Genomic DNA, 24,071 nt, shown 5'->3' with positions numbered 1-24,071 from the left:
CAAAAATTTTCAATTTACAAAGATTTTACTTTAGCGTGGTTTTACATTTAACTTTGGATTTCTATAATAGCACTTGTAAATGAGGCAACAAGTTATAAAACATAAAAATATTAAAAAGGAAATGAGCCTTTCACTTTATATTAAAAACATGGCTCATGGGAAGAGGAGAAAATTATCATGAAGAAAAAAATAGCAACAATCCTTACAGCAGCAGTTATCGGAGCAACAGCTTTTACAACAATCGTAAGTGCAGCAAGCGGAGACATCACAGTTGTATCCCGTGAGGATGGTTCCGGTACACGTGGAGCATTCGTAGAACTGTTTGGAATTGAAGAAGAAAAAGACGGCGAGAAAGTAGATATGACTACAGATGAAGCCAGTGTAACAAACAGCACATCTGTTATGATGACAACAGTTGCAGGTGATGAGAATGCAATCGGTTATATTTCCCTTGGTTCTCTGGATGATACAGTAAAGGCAGTTAAGATCGACGGTGTAGAAGCTACTGTAGATAATGTTTCCAATGATTCTTACAAAATCGCACGTCCATTCAACATCCTTACATCTGATAAAGAAAGCGATGCAGCAAAGGATTTCGTAAACTACATCATGAGCTCTGACGGACAGAAGATTGTAGAGGACAACGGATATATCAAAGAAGCAGCAGATGCAAAGGCTTATGAAGCAGCAGACGGAGTTTCCGGTAAAGTAGTAGTTGCAGGTTCTTCTTCAGTAACACCGGTTATGGAGAAACTTGCAGAAGGCTATGAAGCAGTAAACAAAGACGTAACTGTAGAAGTTCAGCAGAGTGATTCCACAACAGGTGTAAACATGGCAGCAGAAGGAACAGCAGATATCGGTATGGCATCCCGTGACCTGAAGGATGAAGAGAAAGACCTTGGTCTTACAGCTACAGTTATCGCAAGAGATGGTATCGCAGTCATCGTAAACAAAGACAATGATGTTGATGAACTTACAAGCGATCAGGTAAAGGCTGTATACACAGGCGAGACTACTACATGGGAAGATCTTGCTAAATAATGTAACAGATTTAGTTTCAGAGCAGTTCGCCTGTGAATGAAATAATACAGCAGGCGGGCTGTTTGTATGTCGAAAATCATATTTTAAGAATTACTGTAGAAGTGACCGGTTATGATTTTTGATACAGGGAAAGAAAGGTGTAATGAATGAACCACTTTAAAGAAAAAGCAATGAAATGTGTATTTCTGATCGCAGCCTGTACTTCAGTGCTGGCAGTGTTTCTGATCTGTGCATTTCTGTTTGCAAATGGTGTCCCGGCTATCGGGAAAATCGGTCCGCTGAAGTTCCTGCTGGGAACAAAGTGGAAGCCGTCAAATGATATTTTTGGAATCCTTCCAATGATCGTAGCAAGTATCTATGTAACTGCAGGTGCCATTCTCCTGGGTGTGCCGATTGCACTCTTTACTTCTGTTTTTATGGCACGTTACTGCCCGAAGAAAATTTACAGACCATTGAAATCAGGAATTGAATTGATGGCAGGTGTACCTTCTATTGTGTATGGTTTCTTTGGCCTGATTCTCATTGTTCCTCTGATCAGACAGATTTTCGGCGGAACAGGAACCAGTATGCTGGCAGCCTGTGTTCTGCTTGGAATGATGATCCTGCCGACTATCATCGGAGTTACGGAATCTGCGATCCGCAGCGTACCTGAGAGTTATTACGAAGGTTCACTGGCACTGGGAGCAACCAAGGAGAGAAGCATCTTTTTTGTCATGCTTCCGGCAGCAAAATCAGGTATTCTGGCAGCAGTAGTACTTGGAATCGGTCGTGCGATCGGTGAGACAATGGCAGTTGTAATGGTTGCAGGTAACCAGCCGAGAATGCCACAGGGAATCCTAAAAGGTGTCCGTACAATGACTGCAAATATCGTCACTGAGATGGGTTATGCAACAGGTCTTCACAGAGAAGCTCTGATCGCAACAGCAGTTGTGTTATTTATCTTTATTCTTATCATTAACCTGAGTCTTTCTTTACTGAACAGGAGGGCAGAACATGCAAATTGATACAGCAGCGGCAATTGATTTGTCTAAAGAAAAAAAGCAGAATGAGTCTTCTTTCTCAGATCAGATGAAGGCATACATTAAGCATCCGGGATCAGGTGTTCTTGCATTGCTTACCCTTTTAGGTGCAGTCCTGACATTTGCATTACTGTTCTTTCTGATCGGATATATTCTGGTCAAGGGCGTACCGTATCTGTCAACAGACTTGTTCAGTTTAACTTATAATTCAGAGAATCTTTCCTTACTTCCTTCTCTGATCAACACATTCATCCTGACGGTTGTTTCACTTGTAATCGCAGCACCGCTGGGAATCTTTGCAGCCATCTATCTGGTAGAATATGCGAAAAAAGGAAGTAAGCTTGTAAATGTGATCCGTATTACGGCAGAAACACTTTCAGGAATTCCTTCTATTGTATATGGTCTTTTCGGTATGCTGTTTTTCGTAACAGCACTGCATTGGGGACTTTCACTTCTGTCCGGTGCTTTCACACTGGTGATCATGATTCTTCCTTTGATCATGCGTACTGCGGAAGAAGCCCTGAAGTCTGTCCCTGATTCTTATCGTGAAGCCAGCTTCGGACTTGGAGCAGGTAAACTTCGTACCATTTTCACCATTGTTCTGCCATCAGCAGTACCTGGTATTCTGGCAGGTGTGATCCTGGCCATCGGACGTGTGATCGGTGAGACAGCAGCCCTGATCTATACAGCAGGTACAGTTGCAGAGGTTCCGAAGAACCTGATGGGTTCCGGACGTACTCTGGCACTTCATATGTATGTGCTGTCAGGTGAAGGTCTTCATATGAATCAGGCATCTGCGACAGCAGTTGTTATTCTGGCATTTGTTCTTGTAATCAATTTCCTGTCCGGAGCAGTTGCCAAACGAATTGCGAAAGGATAAGAAAAATGAGTGGAAATGAAAAAATAACAGTTGAAAATATGAACTTACATTACGGAAAGTTTCATGCGCTGAAGAATATAAACATGGCAATTCCGGAGAAAGAAATCACAGCTTTTATCGGACCGAGTGGCTGCGGTAAATCTACACTTCTGAAATCTTTAAACCGTATGAATGACCTTGTTGAGGGATGTGTGATCACCGGTAAGGTACAGCTTGACGGTGAAGATATTTACGGAGATATGGATGTGAATCTCCTGAGAAAAAGAGTGGGAATGGTATTCCAGAAGCCTAATCCTTTCCCTATGAGCATTTATGATAACATTGCATATGGACCGAGAACCCATGGAATCCGTTCCAAGTCTAAGCTGGACGATATTGTGGAGAAATCTCTCCGTGATGCGGCAATCTGGGATGAAGTAAAAGACAGATTAAAGAAAAGCGCATTGGGTATGTCCGGTGGTCAGCAGCAGAGACTTTGCATTGCCAGAGCACTGGCAGTTCAGCCGGAGGTACTTCTGATGGATGAGCCTACATCCGCACTTGACCCTATCTCAACTTCCAAGATCGAGGAGCTGGCGATGGAGTTAAAGAAGGATTATACCATTGTTATGGTAACTCATAATATGCAGCAGGCTACACGTATTTCTGATAAAACAGCTTTCTTCCTTCTGGGAGAAGTAGTTGAGTTTGATGATACTGATAAACTGTTCTCTATGCCTTCTGACAAGCGTACAGAGGATTATATTACAGGAAGGTTTGGTTGATTATGTCAAAGTATTTCGAAAGACAGCTGGAGGAACTGCACATTCAGCTTATCACACTGGGAAGCTATTGTGAGAAAGCAATTTCATTCTCTGCAAAAGCAATCCAGAAGGTACAGAATGAAGAGATTGCCCGCCAGGTTTTTGAGACGGACAGAGATATTGATGCCAAGGAAAGAGAGATTGAGAATCTGTGCCTGAGTCTTCTGCTCCATCAGCACCCGGTTGCAAGAGATTTAAGAGAGATATCTGCAGCATTGAAGATGGTTTCTGATATGGAACGTATCGGTGACCAGGCAGCAGATATTGCAGATCTGTCTTTATATGTTGCAAAGAATACCACTGCGATCCCGGAGACTATCACACAGATGGCGGAAGACACTGTGCGTATGGTAACTGAGAGCGTGGATGCTTTTGTAAAGAGTGATCTGGAGCTGTGCAGAAATGTCATTGACAGAGATGATGTGGTGGATGATGCGTTTAACGAGATCAAAGAGAAGCTTGCAGATATGATTTACGGAGGAAATTTGGATGCCAAGACAGGGCTGGATCTTCTTATGACTGCAAAGTACTTTGAACGTATTGGTGATCACGCAGTGAATATTGCTGAATGGGTAGAATATTCCATCACAGGACAGCACAGAAATAATGAGCATCAGGATTATCTGAATAATTAATTGAATAGAGAAAGTCTCTGATTTTGAATATAATTATTTGGAAGCAGGGCTTTTTATATCCGCAGGCGGGAACCGTTTGCGGATATTTGAGTTATTATATATCTCAATCGGAGACCGATATCTGCCTGAGGTATTAAATAAAAAGGGGAAGTGAAGAGAAGTGACAAAAAAAATCTTTAAATCTATAATGTTTGTATGTGCATTGGTTCTGACTGTGGGACTGGCTGCTGTAATGGGAATCCTTTACAGCAATTTTGACGGACAGATGCGCAAAGAGCTGTCTAAGGAAGCTGCTTATCTGGCATATGGTGTGGAGCAGCAGGGAACAGATTATCTGAAGAATGTAAAGGATAAGAGCTCAAGGATTACTTATATTAATAAGGATGGAACTGTGCTTTTTGATAATAAGGCTGATGCAGATGAAATGCAAAATCATAAGAACAGAACTGAATTTCAGAAAGCAGAGAAATATGGTGCAGGAGAATGTTCCAGGTATTCGGATACACTTTCTGAGAAAACAATTTATTATGCACTGCGTCTGAAGGATGGAACTGTGCTGAGAGTTTCAGGCACTCAGGATTCTGTGCTGGCACTGGTTGAAAATCTTCTTCTTCCCTTATGTGGACTCTTATTTCTGATGCTGATTCTATCAGGAATCATGGCATCTGTGATATCAAAAAGGATCGTAAAACCTGTGAATGAGCTGGATCTGGAGCATCCGGAGGAGAATAAGATTTACGAGGAGCTTTCTCCGCTTTTAGGTAAAATCCATAAACAGAACCGGCAAATCCAGAAGCAGCTGGAACTGGCAAAACAGCAGCAGGAAGAATTCTCTCTTATTACAGAAAATATGCAGGAAGGTCTGATCGTGATTGATAGGTATACCATGATTCTTTCTGCCAATTCCAGTGCATGGAATCTGTTCCGGGTAGATAAAGTATGTCAGGGAGAAAGTGTTTACTGTCTGGATCGTGCGGAAGATTTCAGACATGCGATCGAGCAGGTTCTCAGCGGAGAACATGCGGAACTGATATTGAAATTAAATGGAAGCGATATCCAGTTGATTGCCAATCCTGTGGTACGTGGACAAAAAACAGAAGGTGCTGTGATCCTGCTTGTGAATGTGACAGAGAAGCTTGAGAGGGAGAATCTGCGGAGAGAGTTTTCGGCAAATGTCTCTCATGAGCTGAAGACTCCTCTGACTTCTATTTCAGGATTTGCGGAGATCATGCAGGGCGGTCTGGTGAAATGTGAGGATATTCCCAAGTTTGCAGGGCGTATTTATAAGGAATCCCAGAGACTGCTTCAGCTGGTTGAGGATGTGATCCAGATTTCCCAGCTTGACGAGGAAAAAACATCCTACACCTGGGAACTGGTGGATGTTTATCAGGTTTGTAAGAATGCCTTTGAAAGTCTGAAGGAGAAAGCACAGAGCATGAATGTGCATCTTTATATCTGTGGGGACAGTATGAAGATGGAAGCAGTTCGGACACTTCTAGAAGAGGCAGTTTATAATGTCTGCGATAATGCCATTAAGTATAACCGAAATGATGGAAGTGTAAGCATTTTTCTGACTCAGACTGCACATGAGATACAGATTGTAGTCAAGGATACAGGTGTGGGAATTCCAAAGGAAGATCAGGATAGAGTTTTTGAGAGATTTTACAGAGTGGATAAAAGTCATTCCAAAGAGATTGGAGGTACCGGACTGGGACTTTCTATTGTGAAGCATGCGGTCAGCACTTTGAATGGAAGTATTGTGCTGAGAAGTGAAGAAGGAAGTGGAACGGAAATTACTATGAAATTTCTGAAAGTGCATAAGGAATAAAATAGAATAGATACAGAGGGGATGTCAGTTTGACAGCCCCTCTAAATTATACCGTAGAAAGAACCTTTTTATTTTTTTCGATATTCATTGGGGGTGCAGCCGACCACATCTTTAAACAGTTTGGAAAAGTAGGAATAATTTCCATAGCCGACTTTCAAAGCAACTGTTCCAACCGGGATGTCAGGGTTGAGCAGAAGCTCTTTTGCTTTTTCTAACCGATAGGTGGTGATGTAATTGATGATAGAGGTCTGCGTTTGTTTTTTGAAAAGTCGTGCCAGATAATCTGGATTGAGATAAACCATATCAGCCAGCATGGTACGTGAGATATCTTCGGAGTAGTGCTGATGGATATAGTTGAGTACAATATCAACGACGGAGTCTTTTTCGTTGACGAAGCTATTGTATTCTACGGCGCGTTGTATCAGATAGCGCAGATAATTAAACATATATGGTACAGCGTCCAGAGATTTTGTGATCAGTTCGTCTCTTTCTTCTGAAGAAAATAGAGTGTGTGCTTCGATTCCGTTTTTATGTAGATAGGAAAAAACAATTTGTTCGATATCAAGTCTCAGATGCAGAAGAAAATTTTTGGTGATACCACTGGCCTGAATGTATTTGGACAGGTAATTTTCGATATTCTGTAAAGCTGCGTCTGCCTGTTTTTGTTCCAGAAAAGTATTGATTACTTCCAGTGATGGAGGGATGTAGGAAGTTGTGCTGGGAACAAAATCTTGCAGAAAAAGTGGTTTATTTACGGAGTTAAGGTTGGATTCTCTCATTTCACGTAGTCTGGTAAGAGTTTCAGGCAGTTCTGTCAGGGAAACCTCTGGTGCAATGCCGCATGCAATTTCACAGTGCAGAAAACTCTGAAGATTTTTGAACAGTGTTAGTAGATTTTCTGTAAATGGCTGACGGATTTGTTCCAGTTGCAATCCAGAAAGTATGACAACGTATTCAAAGGTGTTCAGTATCACTATAGACTCATAGAGAATGCAGGATTTCTGAAAGGTTTCGGCTGTAATATTCTGGAAAGAAAAATCTACCATGGAAGACTCCATGGGCATTATCTGGCCGGAGAGTGGATAAAGCCGGAACAAAACAGGAATGAAGAGGTCATCTGCTGTATAGGAAAGATCTTTTTTTCTTAATTCTGTTTCAAGAAGAGAAGGTTCACGAAACAGAGTGGTGGCAAAAAGTTCTTTCCAGAATAAATCTACAATATAGCGGTAATTATCTTTCCATTTCTGACTGTCTGCTTTTGTCTGGGTGAGCGCAGCATTCTTTCTGACTTTAGAAACTGCTTTTTCCAGAATATGGGATAAAGTATCAAAGTCTATAGGTTTTAGCTGGTAATCGAGGGAGGACAGTTCGATAGCTTTTTTTGCGTAATCAAAATCCGCATAGCTGGTCAGGAAAATAAATTGTATTTCTTTTCCTGATTCCCGGACCCAGGAAAGAAGATCAAGACCAGAACCGCCGGGCATTTCGATATCGCAAACACAGATATCGATGGAGTTTTTTTCTATGATTTTCTGAGCTTGACGGATATTGAAAGCAGTGAGTACTTCTGTGATTGTTAGTTGCTCCCAGTTTATTTTTTTCTCAAGGGCCGCTACAACAAAGCGGTCATCATCAACTAATAATGCGTTCATAAAACTTTCCTTTCATAAATTAGGCAGAGAATTGGATCAGATTGCAGGGAGAAGGATGGTTACGCAGGCACCCCCAGACGGGAGGTTTGAGAAAGTAATGACCGCTTCTCCCTGACCGTACAGCAGATTCAGACGTTGGATGGCATTGGTAATTCCAATACGGTGACCATTTTGAGGTTCCAGAGGAATAGCAGAATTTAGGGATTGCAGGATGTCTTCCGAGAATCCGCATCCAGTGTCCATGACCTGAATCTGAATATTTTCATGTGAATTTCCGCCGGCAGTCATCCAGGCGATGTCTGTGCGTATGATTATGGGGTCATCAAAAGTATTGGAGTGTTTGATGGCGTTTTCTATAAAGGTCTGGATCAGAATTGGTGGGATTCGTATGTTTTCTGTACCTTCTTCTGCGTGAATTTCATAGGAGAACGTATCTCCGTAACGCATCTTTTGGATTTCCATATAATTTTTTATATGTTCCAGTTCATTTTTTACAGGAACAAGATCCTGGGTGTTCTGGAAAATATATCGAAAATAGTTGGAAGTAATCATAGACATTTTCATGATCTCTTCGTAAAGCTGCGTCTGTGCCATACTGTAAATGGTATTCAGACAGTTCAGAAAAAAGTGAGGACGGATCTGTAGCTGAAGATAATTCATCATTGTTTTTTGTTTTTCCAGTTCTTTTTCGTAAATGTCAATTTTCAGTTTTTTGATCTGGCGCATCAGATTTTTGAACTGGGAGTTCGCCTGCTCAAGTTCGAGAAGATTGGTGTCTTTTAAACTGATGGTTTCTGCAGAATCATCCAGATGTGCCAGATTTTCTAAAAAGAGCTTGATCGGAGTCAGAACGTGTTTCTTCATATAGAAAATGGAAGTAAACAGGATAACTGCGACCAGAAGGACTGCCAGTACAAGAATAAACTGAAGCAGGATTATTTTTTCATAAGCCCTGAATTTGCTGAGAATAATCTGAGGATAAAAAGCACCCATAATCAGAGCACCGCTGATAATCAGATTATTTCCCTTATTATAAGTCTCGTAAGAATCGGAATTGCTTTTTCTTGAAAATTCAATATGGTGTTGCTTCAGCAGTTCTTTATTAGTAAGTACGGTTCCGTTTTGCGAGGTAAGAGAAATGAAACCGTCTTTTTCTTTAATTATGTTTTTTAGTGGCTGAATGATATTGTCAGCAGGAATAAAACAGCAGGCGTAGTGGGAGCCTGTATGAAAGGATTTGTAAAAATATACGTTCTTTCCGAACATTAGTACTTCCCAGGCATCCGTGTAGAAACTTGTTTTGGGCGCAGTTATTTTTTGGATTAGATGCTTGTTCAGCAGTACGAGCTGATTCTGAGTAAGTGTCTGAAAAATTTCTGTAGGACGATACATCCGTTCATTCTCTGAATTATATAGAAAAATCTGATATCCTTTTTCAAAAGATTCCAGAAAAATATCAATATTATTATGAACTCGTTCTGCGGATGAAATGAATTCCAGTTTGTCCTGTGTTTCCAACAGAGTATCTGCATCGTCATTTTCAGTCAGGAGCCGGATTAAATAGCGATTGATGGAAATATGTGCGGTGTCGATTTGCGAAGCATAAAGGGATGTTGTATCTTGCAGGGACTGAATACTTTGGGAACGCATGGAAAAAATGACAAAACAGCTGATCATGATATCCAGGATTACAACCGGAACCAACAGAAAAAACAAAAATTTTATGACATGATCAATGGAGTATCCGGCAACACGATGTCTGGAATACATATAAATACCTCCTGAAATATTATAAAATCATTATGATGAAAACAATTATAACAAAAATCCGATAAAAAGATAATAATATTCCGACCTTTTGATACAACAAAAGAGACAAGCTATGAAAAAAGAAATCGGATTTCGGAAAGTGTGAGGTCGTTATTTTACTATTAAAATACTGGAAAATCTGTATAATGAGAAACATCAGACAGAGAGATGTATACATCAAAAAAAATTAAAAAGGAAAAGAATTGAGGTAAAAGGATGAATAAGAAAGTGATTGCAGCGGGAATGGCTATGGTACTGGCTTCTATGGGGCTGACTGCCTGTGGTGATTCCGGTTCAAAAGAGGCTAAAGATTCTTCTGATGAGACTTATACAGTTACAATGGCTTATATTGGAGATAAGGAGGAAGATACAGATCGCATCGAGAAGAAAATCAATGAGATTATGAAGAAAGATATCAATATGGAACTCGATATCGAACCGATCAGCTGGGGTGCCTATGCGGAAACAATGAAGCTGATTCTATCCGGTGGAGAAAAGATGGACATTGTACCAATCCTGGTGGAACAGGTTAATTCCATGGTGAATGCGAAGCAGGTTATTGACATGTCTGAATATATCGACAAATATGGCAATAATATTAAAGAACTGCTTGGTGATACTGCGAAAGCAGCAAATATCGGAAATTATGTATACGGTGTGACAACAGGACGCGAATGGTTCTGCCAGTCATCTGTTATTATGCGAAAAGATATTCTGGATGAGTGTGGAATTGATGTATCTTCTATCACAGATTATAAAGATTTGACTGACGTTTATGCAACTGTGAAAGAAAAATATCCAGATATGGTCATGATGGCAAGCAATAACAGTGCAACACCGGATACCAAATATGAAATGAATGATACACTTACTGATGGATTTGGTGTATTGATGGATCATGGTCAGGACACGACAGTTGTAGATTATTATGAGACAGATGAATATAAAGAGTTTGTAGAAACAATGTATGACTGGCAGCAAAAAGGTTATTTGTCCAAAGATGCTGCAACCACAACAGAGAGTGCGGAGAATCAGGTAAAAGCAGGTGCCGCTTTTTCTTACCTTGCACCAAACAAACCAGGATATGATACCCGTGCCGCTTTACTTTGCGGAACAGAGATGGAGATTGCTCCGATTTCCGAACCATGGGCTGGCACTGCACAAATTTCTTACCTGACTTATGGCATCAGTTCAAGTTCTGCTGATAAAGATAAAACAATGCAGTGTCTGGATTATTTATATGGAAATGCAGATATTCTGAACCTGTTGAACTGGGGGGAAGAAGGTGTTGATTACGAAGTTGTAGATGCTGAAAATAATATCATTAACTATCCGGATGGAAAAGATGACAGCAACACGTATCATCTGGCAGAAGGATGGCAGTTATTTGACCAGTTTAAAATGCATATCTGGGAGGGTGATTCACCAGATATCTGGGATGAAACAAAGGCACTGAATGAGAGTGCAATCAAATCAAAAGCATTCGGATTTACCTATGATTCTACAAGTGTTGCAAACGAACTGGCTGCACTGAGTAATGTAAAAGCAAAATATGCAGCTGCTCTTGGTTCTGGTACAGTAGATCCTGAAGAAACACTTCCGAAATTTATTGAGGAACTGAAGAAAGCAGGAATTGAGAAAGTGATCAGCACCAAACAGGAACAGCTGGACAAGTGGCTGGAAGAGAATAAATAACACAGACAGGGGATGCCGCTATGCATCCCCTGTTATATTCCAGATAATTGAAAGGAAAATTTATGAAAAAAGCAAAATTTAAAAGATGGGCACCGCTTTATCTGATGATGGCACCGGGGCTGATTTATCTTTTTATCAATAATTATATGCCGATGGCAGGACTTGTGGTTGCTTTCAAAAATTACAACGTGGTAGATGGAATCTTTGGCAGCCCATGGGCCGGTCTCAGCAATTTTACTTATCTGTTTAATGATGCGTGGACGATTACAAGAAATACGTTGCTTTATAATATTGTATTTATTATCATCAACCTGATTCTGGGAATTGCATTTGCCATCTTTATCTGTGATATTCGGAGCAAGGCATGCAAAACAATTTATCAAAGTGCAATTTTACTGCCGTTTCTTATGTCTATTGTAATTGTAAGTTATATCACTTTTGCCTTTTTCAGTGGGGACAATGGAATGCTGAATAAGACAATTCTTCCGTTTTTCGGGAAAGAAGCAATTAATTGGTATTCAGAATCCAAATATTGGCCTGTGATCCTGGTTATCGTAAATACATGGAAAGGTGTAGGATATGGATGCCTGATTTATATTTCCAGTATTTCCGGAATTGATCCTTCTTTTTATGAGGCTGCAGAACTGGATGGAGCTTCAAAGTGGAAACAGATCCGATACATTACACTTCCATCGATCATGCCGTCTGTAATCACTTTGACACTGTTAAACATTGGAAGAATTTTCTATTCTGATTTTGGATTATTCTATCAGGTTACACAAAATTCCGGTCAGCTTTATGATACCACCAATGTAATCGATACTTATGTATACAGGGCACTGCTTCAGTCCGGAAATATCGGAATGGCTTCAGCGGCAGGCTTTTATCAGTCCATTGTCGGATTTGCCTGTGTACTGCTGGCAAATGTGGTTGTGCGCAAATTAAGCCCTGAAAATGCAATGTTCTAGGAGGTAAAAAATGGTTAGAAGCAAAAGTGCAAAAAGATTTGAACGATTGGCACATACGGTCATGATACTGGTTACAATCTGTATTGTATTGCCGTTTATCTTGTTATTTATGTCATCTATTACCTCTGAAAGTGCTCTGGTTAGAGATGGATATTCCTTTTTTCCAAAAGAGTTCAGTATTCATGCCTATAAGTTTATCTGGGATAATGCTGCAAATGTATTCAGGGCATATGGAATTACAATACTGGTCACTGTAATAGGAACCAGTATTAATGTGGCAATGTCTGCATTGTTGGCGTATCCGCTTTCCCTGAAAAATCTTCCAGGAAAAAGAATCCTGAATTTCTACATATTTTTTACAATGTTATTTAATGGTGGACTGGTTCCTACATATCTCATGTATACAGGAATTTTCCATATCAATAACACACTGCTTGCATATATTGTGCCGGGACTTCTGATGAGTGCCATGAATGTTATGCTGATTCGTACATTCTTTGCAACCAGTATTCCGGATGCACTTTTTGAAGCAGCTCAGATTGACGGTGCAAGTCAATTCCAGATTTTTTTCAAAATTGTATTGCCACTGGGTAAACCCATTCTTATTGCCATGGGTCTGCTTTCCGGATTAGGATACTGGAATGACTGGACAAATGGTCTGTACTATATTAGAGATACGAAGTTATATGGCATTCAGAACCTTCTGAATAAGATGATTTCAGATTTGACAGCACTGACACAGAATGCTTCTGGTGCGTCAACTGTTGCAATTGCAGATATTCCATCTGCATCTGTCAGAATGGCAATAGCGTTTGTTGCAATGCTACCGATTTTATGCCTGTATCCGTTTTTACAGAGATATTTTACCAAAGGTATCGCGCTTGGTGCCGTAAAAGGCTGAAGATGTTTTGAAGGAAAGGTGGATTATTTTCCTGTAAATATTTAGTGTTTTCAGCAAAGATTTTTTCTGATAAGATGGGGAATAGAAAGTATTGGGGAAAAACGGTCGGAACGATCATTGCATCGCTTGAGAGATGTTGTTCTCAGAAAGAAAGGATAAAACATGAACGATTATAAATTGGATTTAGAGAAATATGCAACACTGGCGAGACAGGCAGCCGCAGAGGGATGTGTACTTCTGGAGAATGAGAAGCAGGCACTTCCTTTGAGAGAGGGAGAGAGTGTGGCTGTTTTTGGCCGCATGGCATTTCATTATTATAAAAGCGGACTTGGTTCCGGCGGTCTGGTGAATACGAGATATGTAGTGGGAATTCTGGATGCGCTGAAGGAGTGTAAAGAGATTCAACTGGATGAGAAACTGCTGGGTATTTATGCAAACTGGATTAAAGAGAATCCTTATGATGAAGGTCAGGGATGGGGTCGTGTTCCATGGTCTCAGAAAGAGATGGAAGTTACAGAGGAAATGCTGGACTGCGCACGTAGCAACGATGTTTCGCTTATTATTATAGGAAGAACTGCAGGTGAAGATCAGGATAATAATACGAATCCGGGAAGCTATTGTCTGACGGAGACGGAGGAGGATTTGATCTGCCGGGTCTGTGAGGTGAGTAAGTGCACAGTTGTGGTGCTGAATGTTGGAAATATTATTGATATGAGTTGGGTGGAGAAATATCATCCTCAGGCTGTGCTGTATGCATGGCAGGGTGGTCAGGAAGGTGGCAATGGTGTGGCTGATGTGCTGACCGGTAAAGTGTGTGCATGTGGGAAGCTGACAGATACCATTGCTGAGAGGATTGAGTATTATCCGTCTACGGAGAATTTTGGTGATCCATATAAGAATTATTATAAGGAAGATATTTATGTGGGTTATCGTTATTTTGAGACATTTGCGAAGGATAAGGTGCTGTATCCGTTTGGATATGGTTTGTCCTATACGAATTTTGAGACAAAGGCGGAGATTTTTAAGAATACTGAGGATGAACTCACAGTGGCTGCGACGGTTACCAATATCGGTGATGTGAGGGGCAAAGAGGTTGTACAGGTTTATGTAAAAGCACCGCAGGGTAAACTTGGAAATCCGGCAAGAAAGCTGATCGGATTTGCAAAAACCCGGGAACTGGCACCGGGTGAAAAAGAAGAACTTGTTATCATCATTCCCAAATATGATATGGCCTCTTATGATGACAGTGGAGTGACAGGACACAAATCCTGTTATGTTCTGGAAGAGGGAACTTATGAAATTTTTGCAGGCAGTGATGTAAGAAGTGCGAAATCAGCAGGAATTTACAAAGAAGAATTACGTGTAATAGAACAGTTACAGGAGGCATATGCACCGATTGAGAAATTCCGGAGAATGAAAGCCGTTCTGAGAGCGGATGGAACTTATCAGGCAGTAACAGAAGAGGTTCCTGTCCGCACAGCAGATCCACATAAACGCAGAGAGGAAAGAATGCCGAAGACTCTGGAGTATACGGGAGATAAAGGCTATAAGCTGGCAGATGTACTGGATAAAAAAGTTTCTATGGATGAGTTTGTGGCACAGATCAGTGAGGCGGATCTGATTGCCATGTTCCGCGGTGAAGGAATGTGCAGTCCAAAGGTCACTGCTGGAACTGCAGCTGCATTTGGCGGTGTGACAGAGTCTTTGAAGGCTCTTGGAATCCCGGTGGGATGCTGCGCGGATGGGCCGTCAGGGATTCGTATGGATTGCGGTACGAAAGCGTTTTCTCTGCCAAATGGAACTTTGCTGGGCTGTACTTTTAATACGGAGCTTGTGGGTGAGCTGTATGAAATGACAGGGAGGGAACTTCGACTAAATAAGATTGATTCCCTGCTGGGACCAGGTATGAATATTCACAGGAATCCACTGAATGGTCGAAATTTTGAATATATTTCTGAGGATCCGCTTCTCACAGGAAGAATTTGTGCGGCTCAGGTGAAGGCAATGGCTAAATCCGGAATTGGAAGTACGATTAAGCATTTCTGTGGAAATAATCAGGAAGTGGGACGAAGTACTTCTGATTCTGTTATGTCTGAGAGATGTCTGAGAGAAATCTATCTGAAGGGATTTGAGATTGCAGTAAAGGAGGGGGGTGCACGTTCTGTAATGACTACTTATGGAAGTGTAAATGGGCTCTGGACTGCAGGTAGCTATGATCTGTGTACAACCATTCTGAGAAAAGAGTGGGGATTTCAGGGTATTGTCATGACTGACTGGTGGGCGAAGTCCAATTATGAGGGTCATCAGGCAGAGGTAACTGCGAAAGCTCCTATGGTAGCTGCCCAGAATGATATTTATATGGTAGTGAGTGATGCGAAGTCCAATCCGGAGAATGACGATGTGGAGGAAATGCTTCATGCAGGAAAAATTACTGTGGGAGAATTGCAGAGGAATGCAGCCAATATCCTGGGATTTCTGTTAAAAAGTCCTTCTGTTTTATTGTTGACAGACAGAATATGTAAAGAAGAGCTGGAGGCTATGAATACAAAGGAAGAGGACGATGTGGATGCCGGAAGTCTGGTAAGTATTGAAAGTGATTCGGTGACACAGAAAATTGTAATTGACGGTGCATTATTACATCCTGCAAAGGGAAAGGCAGATGTGATTGCTGTGACTAACGAGTTCATGGGTGATTTCACAATGAAGTTTACTTTGAAATCTGATCTTGGTGAGCTGGCTCAGCTTCCGGTTTCTGTATTTTTGGATAATATTCATAAGATGACTGTTTCAGTACAGGGAACCAATGGAAAATGGGTAGAAGAAAGCCGCATCCTGAATATGGGATTTGGTCATAATCACTATATCAAATTTTATTATGGTGCGGATAATCTTGAAATTAAAGAAATTGTGCTGACTCCGAATAGGTAAGACCAATTTTAGAAACGCTTGCAAAACTATATCCTTTATGGCATAATTATGAAAATACTCAGAACCTGCGAAAGATGAGTGATAATTGCTTTATAAAAGTGGTTATCTGTGGACTTTTTTAATGCGGAGCGGGCTGTTCAGAGGAAAAGTGTTACTGATGATTAGAACAGTGTTAAGAGTGATGAGGAAAAGATAATATGTCAGGTTTTACAAAGGAAATTATTGCAAAGACTTTTACAGAATTGCTGGATGAAAAGCCCATGTCTAAGATTACGGTGAAGGATATCGTGGAACGATGTGGTGTAAACAGAAATACTTTTTATTATCATTTTAAGGATATTCCGGATGTAGTGGAGTTTATTTTGAAAAAGAAGTGGGATGAGATTCTGGAACACCCACAGGACAGAGCCTCTATTCTGGAATGTATGGAAGAAATGGCAGATCTGGTGAGAAATAACAGAAAGGTTATGTTTAATGTTTACAGATCAGTGAAAAAAGATACGTTCCTTTTTTATATGAATGAGATTTCCAACTATATTATTATGGAATATTTTCGGAAAAATGCAGATCAGTTTGATCTTGATGAGGGAGAAATCCGGATTCTGATTCAATATTATAAGTGTCTGTTTATGGGATTTCTGATGGAGTGGCTGGATAATAATCTGAAATCTGATTTTGGAGAAGAAATGCGTCAGGCTTCCCGGCTTTTTGAAAAGCACCCGGAGCTACATGCGGTATTGAACAGATCAGAATAGAGTGAAAATACCTGTTGTTCCTGATATTTATTATAGCAATTCTCTTAAATGTATTATCTGAGAGAAGCGTTATAGGTAATTCCTTCAATTTTCATATTATACAAAATTAAGCTTATGTCTGTTTTTTGGACATGGGCTTTTTTTTGTCTATTTATTGTTAAAAAAATCACAGCTATAATAGCAGCCATAAAGAGATGAAAACAAGAGCCTGACAGTCACAGGTTCGGGTATATTTCAGAAGGGAGGAGCAATAGGATGGATGCACTGAAGCAGTTAAAATTAGCCAAGAATGGTTATATTATTATGTCTGTATTATTTATGGTTCTGGGTGCCTGTCTGATTATCTGGCCGGATTGTTCGATGGCAGTTTTCTGTACAGCAGTAGGGATTATGCTTATTGTATACGGATTGATAAAGATTCTGGGATATTTTTCCAGAGATATCTATTGTCTGGCATTTCAGTTTGATCTTGCCTTTGGAGTGCTGCTGGCAGCAGTAGGAATTATTATTATAGTACGCAGGAACGTAGTGGTGAATCTGATCTTTGGAATCTTTGGACTTCTGATCCTTGCGGATGCATTATTTAAAATTCAGATGTCGATAGATGCAAAGAAATTCGGGCTGAATCTCTGGTGGAGAATTCTCCTGGTAGCGATTCTGACCGGTGTTCTGGGATTTTTACTTTTGATAAGGCCGTTTGAGACAGCAGAGATCATGATGATCCTGGTTGGTGTTTCGGTTCTGTTTGAGGGAATTCTGAATCTTTGTGTGGCGATTTACACTGTAAAAATTATTAAAAACCAGAAACAGGATATCATAGATATGGATGAATATTGATAAAATAATAAAAATATACCTGATACACAGGTGTTTATATATATATCACATCACAACAAGGAGGAGCAATCACATGAAATTAATGGACAAAGCAAAACAGGCTGCACTTGCAGCAGCAGTTAAGACAGGTCTGGGTTATCTGGAGAAGGACCCGGAAGTAAATATACCGAAACTGATGGAACTTGTAGATAAATTTGTACCGGATGGCTGGTATGAGTCACAGAGAAATGCAATCCGTAATGCAATCCAGAATAAGGACAGCAACTGGTATAAACTGATCCTGAGGATTTATGAGCTGGATCCAGGAGTACGTGAAGCATTCTTTACAAACTTTATTATCAATGCCAGCTTAAAGGGAAGTGCACTTCAGGAAGAAACAGCAGAAGAGAACAACTGCAATGTTCCATGGGCAATCCTTCTTGATCCTACAAGTGCCTGTAATCTGCACTGTACAGGATGCTGGGCAGCAGAGTATGGTCACAAACTGAATCTTGATTTTGATACCATCTGTTCTATTGTAGAGCAGGGCAGAAAAATGGGAACTTATATGTACATATATACAGGTGGTGAACCGCTGGTCCGCAAGAAGGACCTGATGCGTATCTGTGAGAAATATCCGGACTGCGAGTTCCTTTCCTTTACAAATGGTACACTGATCGACGAAGAGTTCTGCCAGGAAATGCTTCGTGTTAAGAACTTTGTTCCGGCAATCAGCCTGGAAGGTTCTGAGGAAGCAAACGACGGACGTCGTGGAGAAGGTGTATATCAGAAAGTTATGCATGCAATGGAACTTCTGAAAGCTCATAAACTTCCGTTTGGTGTATCTACCTGTTATACTTCTGCAAATGTGGACAGTGTAAGCAGCGAGGAATTTTTCGATCACATTATTGACTGTGGTGCATTATTTGTATGGTTTTTCCATTATATGCCGACAGGTAATGACGCTGTAGTAGAATTAATGCCGAATCCACAGCAGCGTGAGAAGATGTATCACAAGATCAGAGAGTATCGTTCTACAAAAGCTATTTTTGGAATGGATTTCCAGAATGATGCGCAGTATGTAGGAGGATGTATTGCAGGAGGAAGACGTTACCTTCATATTAATGCGAATGGTGATGTAGACCCATGTGTATTTATCCATTATTCTAATGCAAATATTTATGAAAATACTCTGCTGGAAGCATTGAAGAGTCCGATTTTCATGGCATATCATGACGGTCAGCCGTTTAATGAAAATATGCTTCGTCCATGCCCGATGCTTGAGAATCCGCAGAAGCTTCGTAAGATGGTTGAAGAATCCGGTGCGAAGTCTACAGATTTGCAGTCTCCGGAGTCTGTGGAGCATCTTTGTGCGAAATGTGATGCTTATGCAGAACATTGGGCACCGAAAGCTGAGGAATTATTTCCTGTAAAAAATAAGTAACTTAATAATAAGAAAAAATATTAACTCAAAATTTAGCCAAAGTTATCAGAGAAAGTTCCCTGTCCGGTCATCCCCTGTCCGGATGGGGAACTTTCTCGTCTTTGAAAGGGGACGCGCGAAGCATTTAAAAAATAACTTGCCTGAGTGTGCGACATGTATTAAAGTTATGGTGTTAACCTGTATGATGGATATGTAGAAGTTCTCGTAAATAATGTATTTAAGAGGATGGCTGTAGATTTTTTAGTATGAGAGAGTGGTAGGGATGTTAAAAACTTTTTTAGTAGAGGATGAAGTTGTGATCAGGGAGATGATTAAGAAAATGATTCCCTGGGAGCAGTATGGGTTTGAACTGGCAGGAGAAGCATCTGATGGGGAGATGGCACTGCCGTTGATATTAAAGAGCAAACCGGATCTTCTGATCACTGATATTAAGATGCCGTTTATGGATGGTCTGACATTATGTAAATTGGTGAAGAAGGAGTTGCCGGACATTAAGATTGTGATTCTTAGTGGCTATGATGACTTTAACTATGCGAAGCAGGCGATCAATATTGGTGTGGAGGATTATCTGTTGAAGCCAATTACTAAGAATGCATTTATTGAGCGTCTGGAGGAGATTCATAATCGTTATGAACATGAGAAGACGCAGAAGGAATATTATGAGAAATTCAAACTGGAGATGCAGGAGTATGAGAGGAATGCGAGCCGTGATTTCTTTGAATCTCTGGTGAGAGCGGACTTTGATTTGGAAGAGATTTATCGGAGAGCAGATCGTTTGAATCTTGATATTGTGGCAGAGGCTTATAATATTCTGATTTTTACACCGGATGCTTCAGACAGCAGTTATAATTCGTCGGAAGGATATTCAGACTGGGAGGCAGAAGTACATAAGAAGATTGAGAATTATTTCCTCGGTCATCCGGTTGCGATGCTTTTCAGACATCAGGTGTTCAGTTATGCGATTCTGGTCAAGGGGCAGCGAGACACGATAAAGAAGAATACATGCGAATGTGTGGAAACAATTCAGAAGATCATGGAAGAAACCAGAGCAAATGTGGACTGGTTTGTGGCAGTCGGCGAGGAGGCAGACCGTCTGAGCAAAATTAAGCAGAGTTATCACACGGCGGCAAGAACTTATGCATTCCGTTATCTGTATGACGGACATATTCTTTATTACAATATGCTTGAGCAGGTAAAGGGGAATTCAGCAGATACTTCAAAAACAGAAGCTGTTCAGCTTAAGAATGTGAATATCAATGCCCTGAATCCGGAAATCCTTCAGAAATTTTTAAGCAGTGGTCTGGAAGATGAAGTAGACAGTTTTGTCCATGATTATTTCCATGCTATTGGCAGGGAACCGATGGAATCACTGGTGTTCCGTAATTATGTGGTTTTGAATGTGCGTTTTTCTGTACTGTCATTTCTTAAGAAAATTGGATATGATGATACGGAATTGTCCAGAGAAGAGACAGATGATGTTGTGAAGAAGACAAGCCAGTCTACAGAAGCTTCTGTTGCATATGCAGAGGAAGTCCTGAAACGGGCCATTGCAATCCGTGATGAAAATGCAGGCAGTCAGAACAGAAGTGTGTTGAAGCAGGCAATAGATTTTATAGATGGACATTATATGGATGAAGAGATTTCTCTGAATAGAGTGGCGCATGCGGCGAATGTGAGTGCCAATCATTTCAGCGCGCTTTTCAGTCAGAATATGGGACAGACATTTATTGAGTATCTGACTTCGCTTCGCATGGACAAGGCAAAGGAGCTGCTTCGCTGTACTTCCAAACGTTCCAGTGAGATTGCAGGGGAAGTGGGATATAAGGATGCGCATTACTTCAGCTATCTTTTTAAGAAAACTCAGGGAATGACTCCGAGTGAGTATCGTAAGACGAGAGGAGAAGTCTGATTCATGAAGCAGAAACAGGAGAAGCTGGAAACAAAGATGAAGTGGATGCTTCTGAGCACTATGATCCCTATGACAATTCTGATCATAGTGCTTCTTGTTTTTTTCTGGCATTATACAAATGAATATAATCAGTTGTCTAATAATCTGGCGGTGAGTTCGGAATATAATGCAAACTATAGAAATTCCAATAATGATATGAGCTTTAAAGATGAAGTGGATATGGATATCTATTATGTGACTATCGGGCGAAAAGGTAAGGACGGGCTGCCGACAGAGCAGGTAGACAAGGCAATCAGTACTGTGGAGAGTCTGAAGAAAACCACATCAAAGAAGGAAAGCCTGCGTTCTCTGAAATATCTGACTAACTATCTGGAGAATCTTAAGAAACGGATGAATCAGCTTCTTGAGATAAAGAATTATCAGGAACGACAGGAATTTGTGGCAAATAATACAGAAATCCTGACCACGCTCTTTGAGAAAGAAATGCAGAATTATATTTATCAGGAGGCGACGGAACTGGTGCAGATAGAGTCTCAACTGGCTGGAAATGTACGTCTGACGATCATCACTATGTGTGCGGCGATTTTGGTTGCTACGGCTATTCTGCTGCGGCGTTCTTTTCGTCTGACATACAGCATTACCAAACCGATTTCTGAAATTCTCCATAATATTAAGAAGGTTGGAAAAGGAGAGTACAAAACTATTAATGTAGTATCTGCCGACAGTGTTGAAATCCAGGAGCTTGATGCCGGTACCAGAAAGATGGCAGGAAGGATTGAAGGGCTTCTTGAGAATGTGCGTAAGGAGCAGGAGGTACAGCATATGACGGAGCTGCAGCTGATCCAGGCACAGGTAAATCCGCATTTTCTGTATAATACACTGGACACTATTGTGTGGCTGGTGGAGGGTGGTATGCAGCAGGATGCAGTGGATATGATCACAAGTCTGTCTGTTTTTTTCCGCACTTCGCTTTCGAAGGGGAAGGATATCATTCCGCTGTCGGAAGAGAAACGCCACACATTGAGTTATCTGGAGATTCAGCAGTCAAGATACAGGGATATTATGGAATTTGAGATTAATATTCCGCCGGAACTGGATGAAGTGATGGTGCCGAAGCTTACTTTGCAGCCGTTAGCGGAGAATGCTCTTTATCATGGAATTAAGAATAAGCGTGGAAAAGGTAAGATTCTTATTGAAGGATTCAATCTGGGAGATGATATGATGCTGAGAGTGACTGACAATGGTCAGGGAATGACACCGGAACGTCTTTATGAAGTACAGGAAGCCATCCGCACCGGTGAACGTGCCGGGTTCGGACTTGCTGCGGTGTCAGAGAGAATTGTACTTTATTATGGTCCGGGTTATGGACTGAAGATTTCTTCTACAGAGGGAGAAGGTACGGTTATGGAAGTGTATATGGCGAAAAAAATTAACCGGGATAACAATTCAAGATAAACAAAGAAAAAGCTGCATGAAGTTAAGAATCTTAACAGATATGCAGCTTTTGTTATGTATTCAGGTGGATAAAGTCAATTATTTTATTGTTTATTCATATCCAATAACAGTTTTATGGCCTGCTGATAGAGACTTACGAAGGTCTGCCAAATAATGGAATGTATGAATTATGTCGACTAATGCTGAATTGTGCAAAGTGAATATAAAAGACAGATGATAATTTGTTTCTATATTTATAATGCACAATAAAAAATCCAACTTCCACAATAAAAAAACAAACCTTGTATAAATTGTGAACAAAATATGATAGAAGAATAAACTTTTTGCGGAAAATATTCTATGGAATTTTCCTGGATTTTTACTATAATAAAGACATCTTAAATGAATCGGGAGGATTTACAAAATGAAGAAAAAAATAGTGTCAGCTTTATTAACAGCAACAATGGTATGCGGTATGAGCGTTGTTCCGGCAGTGGGTGTAGCAGCAGCGGACGACACAATCACAGTTGGTTTCTCACAGGTAGGTGCTGAATCTGACTGGCGTACAGCTAATACAGAATCCATGAAATCCACATTCAGCGAAGAGAACGGATATGAATTAATCTTTGACGATGCACAGCAGAAACAGGAAAATCAGTTAACAGCAATCCGTAACTTCATCCAGCAGGAAGTTGATTACATTCTTTTAGCTCCTGTAACAGAGACAGGTTGGGATACAGTTCTCCAGGAAGCTAAAGATGCTGATATTCCTGTAATCATCGTAGACCGTATGGTTGATGTATCTGATGACAGCTTATATACAACATGGATCGGAACTGACTCCTTACTCGAAGGAAGAAAAGCAGCTGAATGGCTGAATGCATACACAGCAGCTAAGGGAATCGATGCAAAAGATGTTAACATCGTTGATATCCAGGGTACAATCGGATCTACAGCTCAGATTGGACGTTCTAAAGGCCTTGAAGAAGGTGTTGACAACTATGGATGGAACTTACTTGCTCAGCAGTCCGGTGAATTCACACAGGCTAAAGGACAGGAAGTTATGGAGTCCATGCTGAAACAGTATGACAATATTAATGTTGTATACTGCGAGAACGATAACGAAGCATTCGGTGCTATCGATGCTATCGAAGCAGCTGGTAAAACAGTAGGATCTGATATCGCAAACGGTGAAATCATGGTTATGTCTTTTGATACAACAAATGCTGGTTTAACAGATACATTAGCCGGCAAGATCGCATGCGATGTTGAGTGTAACCCATTACACGGACCACGTGCAGAAGAACTGATCAAAGCTCTTGAAGCTGGTGAAGAAGTTGAAAAACTGAACTATGTAGATGAAGAAATCTTTGCTACAGATGATACAGTTGATAAAGTTAAAGCTGTAAACAGTCTTGATGAAGAGGGCGAATATGACGTAACACCTATCACACAGGAAATTATTGACGGACGTGCATACTAATTTTTGACAACATATAATAGACGTGTAATAGAAGAAATATAAACAATCCGGAGCGTGGTTCATAATTCGGA

18 protein-coding genes are annotated in these 24,071 nt (G+C 40.6%); 16 read left to right on the top strand and 2 right to left on the bottom strand.

Features of this window, described 5'->3' with window-relative positions; genetic code table 11:
• The first annotated feature begins 177 nt into the window (after nt 1-177).
• The 6 genes from LJE11_RS03950 (at nt 178) to LJE11_RS03925 (ending at nt 6,206) form a co-directional block, all read left to right on the top strand.
• The gene (locus LJE11_RS03950; RefSeq protein WP_008705068.1) at nt 178-1,041 is read left to right on the top strand and encodes a substrate-binding domain-containing protein; all 864 of its coding nucleotides are present in this window, start codon (nt 178-180) and stop codon (nt 1,039-1,041) included.
• A gap of 146 nt (nt 1,042-1,187) precedes the next feature.
• Nucleotides 1,188-2,045 (top strand): phosphate ABC transporter permease subunit PstC, encoded by an 858-nt coding sequence (pstC, locus tag LJE11_RS03945; RefSeq protein WP_008705066.1) that lies wholly within the window; start codon nt 1,188-1,190, stop codon nt 2,043-2,045.
• A complete protein-coding gene (pstA, locus tag LJE11_RS03940; protein ID WP_008705064.1) occupies nt 2,035-2,940 on the top strand; it encodes a phosphate ABC transporter permease PstA in 906 nt (301 codons plus the stop codon). The genes pstC and pstA overlap by 11 nt, the downstream gene beginning before the upstream one ends.
• Before the next feature lie 5 nt (nt 2,941-2,945).
• Nucleotides 2,946-3,704 (top strand): phosphate ABC transporter ATP-binding protein PstB, encoded by a 759-nt coding sequence (gene pstB / locus LJE11_RS03935; protein ID WP_022381180.1) that lies wholly within the window; start codon nt 2,946-2,948, stop codon nt 3,702-3,704.
• A 2-nt stretch (nt 3,705-3,706) separates the two neighbouring features.
• Nucleotides 3,707-4,378, top strand: coding sequence for a phosphate signaling complex protein PhoU (gene phoU, locus LJE11_RS03930; protein ID WP_118633563.1), 672 nt, complete (start codon nt 3,707-3,709; stop codon nt 4,376-4,378).
• A 160-nt stretch (nt 4,379-4,538) separates the two neighbouring features.
• Entirely contained in the window at nt 4,539-6,206 is a 1,668-nt protein-coding gene (locus tag LJE11_RS03925; RefSeq protein ID WP_025577749.1) for a sensor histidine kinase, read from the top strand.
• A gap of 68 nt (nt 6,207-6,274) precedes the next feature.
• On the opposite strand, the gene LJE11_RS03920 is transcribed toward LJE11_RS03925, so the two are convergent.
• A complete protein-coding gene (locus LJE11_RS03920) occupies nt 6,275-7,858 on the bottom strand; it encodes a response regulator transcription factor (protein ID WP_215680418.1) in 1,584 nt (527 codons plus the stop codon).
• A gap of 36 nt (nt 7,859-7,894) precedes the next feature.
• A complete protein-coding gene (locus tag LJE11_RS03915) occupies nt 7,895-9,628 on the bottom strand; it encodes a sensor histidine kinase (RefSeq protein WP_055053800.1) in 1,734 nt (577 codons plus the stop codon).
• 255 nt (nt 9,629-9,883) lie between these two features.
• Between LJE11_RS03915 and LJE11_RS03910 the strand changes: the two genes are divergently transcribed.
• The 10 genes from LJE11_RS03910 to LJE11_RS03865 all read left to right on the top strand — a co-directional run bounded on the left by LJE11_RS03910 (nt 9,884) and on the right by LJE11_RS03865 (nt 24,000).
• The gene (locus LJE11_RS03910) at nt 9,884-11,362 is read left to right on the top strand and encodes an ABC transporter substrate-binding protein (RefSeq protein ID WP_008705054.1); all 1,479 of its coding nucleotides are present in this window, start codon (nt 9,884-9,886) and stop codon (nt 11,360-11,362) included.
• Between the two features lie 62 nt (nt 11,363-11,424).
• Entirely contained in the window at nt 11,425-12,330 is a 906-nt protein-coding gene (locus tag LJE11_RS03905; protein WP_025577755.1) for an ABC transporter permease, read from the top strand.
• A gap of 10 nt (nt 12,331-12,340) precedes the next feature.
• Nucleotides 12,341-13,231 (top strand): carbohydrate ABC transporter permease, encoded by an 891-nt coding sequence (locus LJE11_RS03900; protein ID WP_008705044.1) that lies wholly within the window; start codon nt 12,341-12,343, stop codon nt 13,229-13,231.
• A 162-nt stretch (nt 13,232-13,393) separates the two neighbouring features.
• The gene (locus LJE11_RS03895; RefSeq protein ID WP_195565304.1) at nt 13,394-16,159 is read left to right on the top strand and encodes a glycoside hydrolase family 3 protein; all 2,766 of its coding nucleotides are present in this window, start codon (nt 13,394-13,396) and stop codon (nt 16,157-16,159) included.
• A gap of 197 nt (nt 16,160-16,356) precedes the next feature.
• Nucleotides 16,357-16,914, top strand: coding sequence for a TetR/AcrR family transcriptional regulator C-terminal domain-containing protein (locus LJE11_RS03890; protein ID WP_022381285.1), 558 nt, complete (start codon nt 16,357-16,359; stop codon nt 16,912-16,914).
• 255 nt (nt 16,915-17,169) lie between these two features.
• Nucleotides 17,170-17,751: an HdeD family acid-resistance protein gene (locus tag LJE11_RS03885; RefSeq protein ID WP_055060025.1), complete on the top strand. Its 582-nt coding sequence runs from the start codon at nt 17,170-17,172 to the stop codon at nt 17,749-17,751.
• Between the two features lie 73 nt (nt 17,752-17,824).
• The gene (locus LJE11_RS03880) at nt 17,825-19,174 is read left to right on the top strand and encodes a radical SAM protein (protein ID WP_008705038.1); all 1,350 of its coding nucleotides are present in this window, start codon (nt 17,825-17,827) and stop codon (nt 19,172-19,174) included.
• A 262-nt stretch (nt 19,175-19,436) separates the two neighbouring features.
• The gene (locus tag LJE11_RS03875; protein WP_227295566.1) at nt 19,437-21,083 is read left to right on the top strand and encodes a response regulator; all 1,647 of its coding nucleotides are present in this window, start codon (nt 19,437-19,439) and stop codon (nt 21,081-21,083) included.
• Nucleotides 21,084-21,086: 3 nt separating this feature from the next.
• Complete coding sequence (locus LJE11_RS03870; protein WP_022381287.1) at nt 21,087-22,538, top strand: sensor histidine kinase; 1,452 nt, start codon at nt 21,087-21,089, stop codon at nt 22,536-22,538.
• Nucleotides 22,539-22,941: 403 nt separating this feature from the next.
• Nucleotides 22,942-24,000: an ABC transporter substrate-binding protein gene (locus LJE11_RS03865; RefSeq protein ID WP_227295564.1), complete on the top strand. Its 1,059-nt coding sequence runs from the start codon at nt 22,942-22,944 to the stop codon at nt 23,998-24,000.
• The last annotated feature ends 71 nt before the right edge of the window (nt 24,001-24,071 follow it).

It is taken from the genome of Blautia sp. DFI.1.216, assembly GCF_020594215.1.
Classification (GTDB): Bacteria; Bacillota; Clostridia; order Lachnospirales; family Lachnospiraceae; genus Blautia_A; species Blautia_A wexlerae.
Note: the sequence above shows the minus strand (reverse complement) of the source record. Positions and strands in the feature narration are given on the sequence as shown.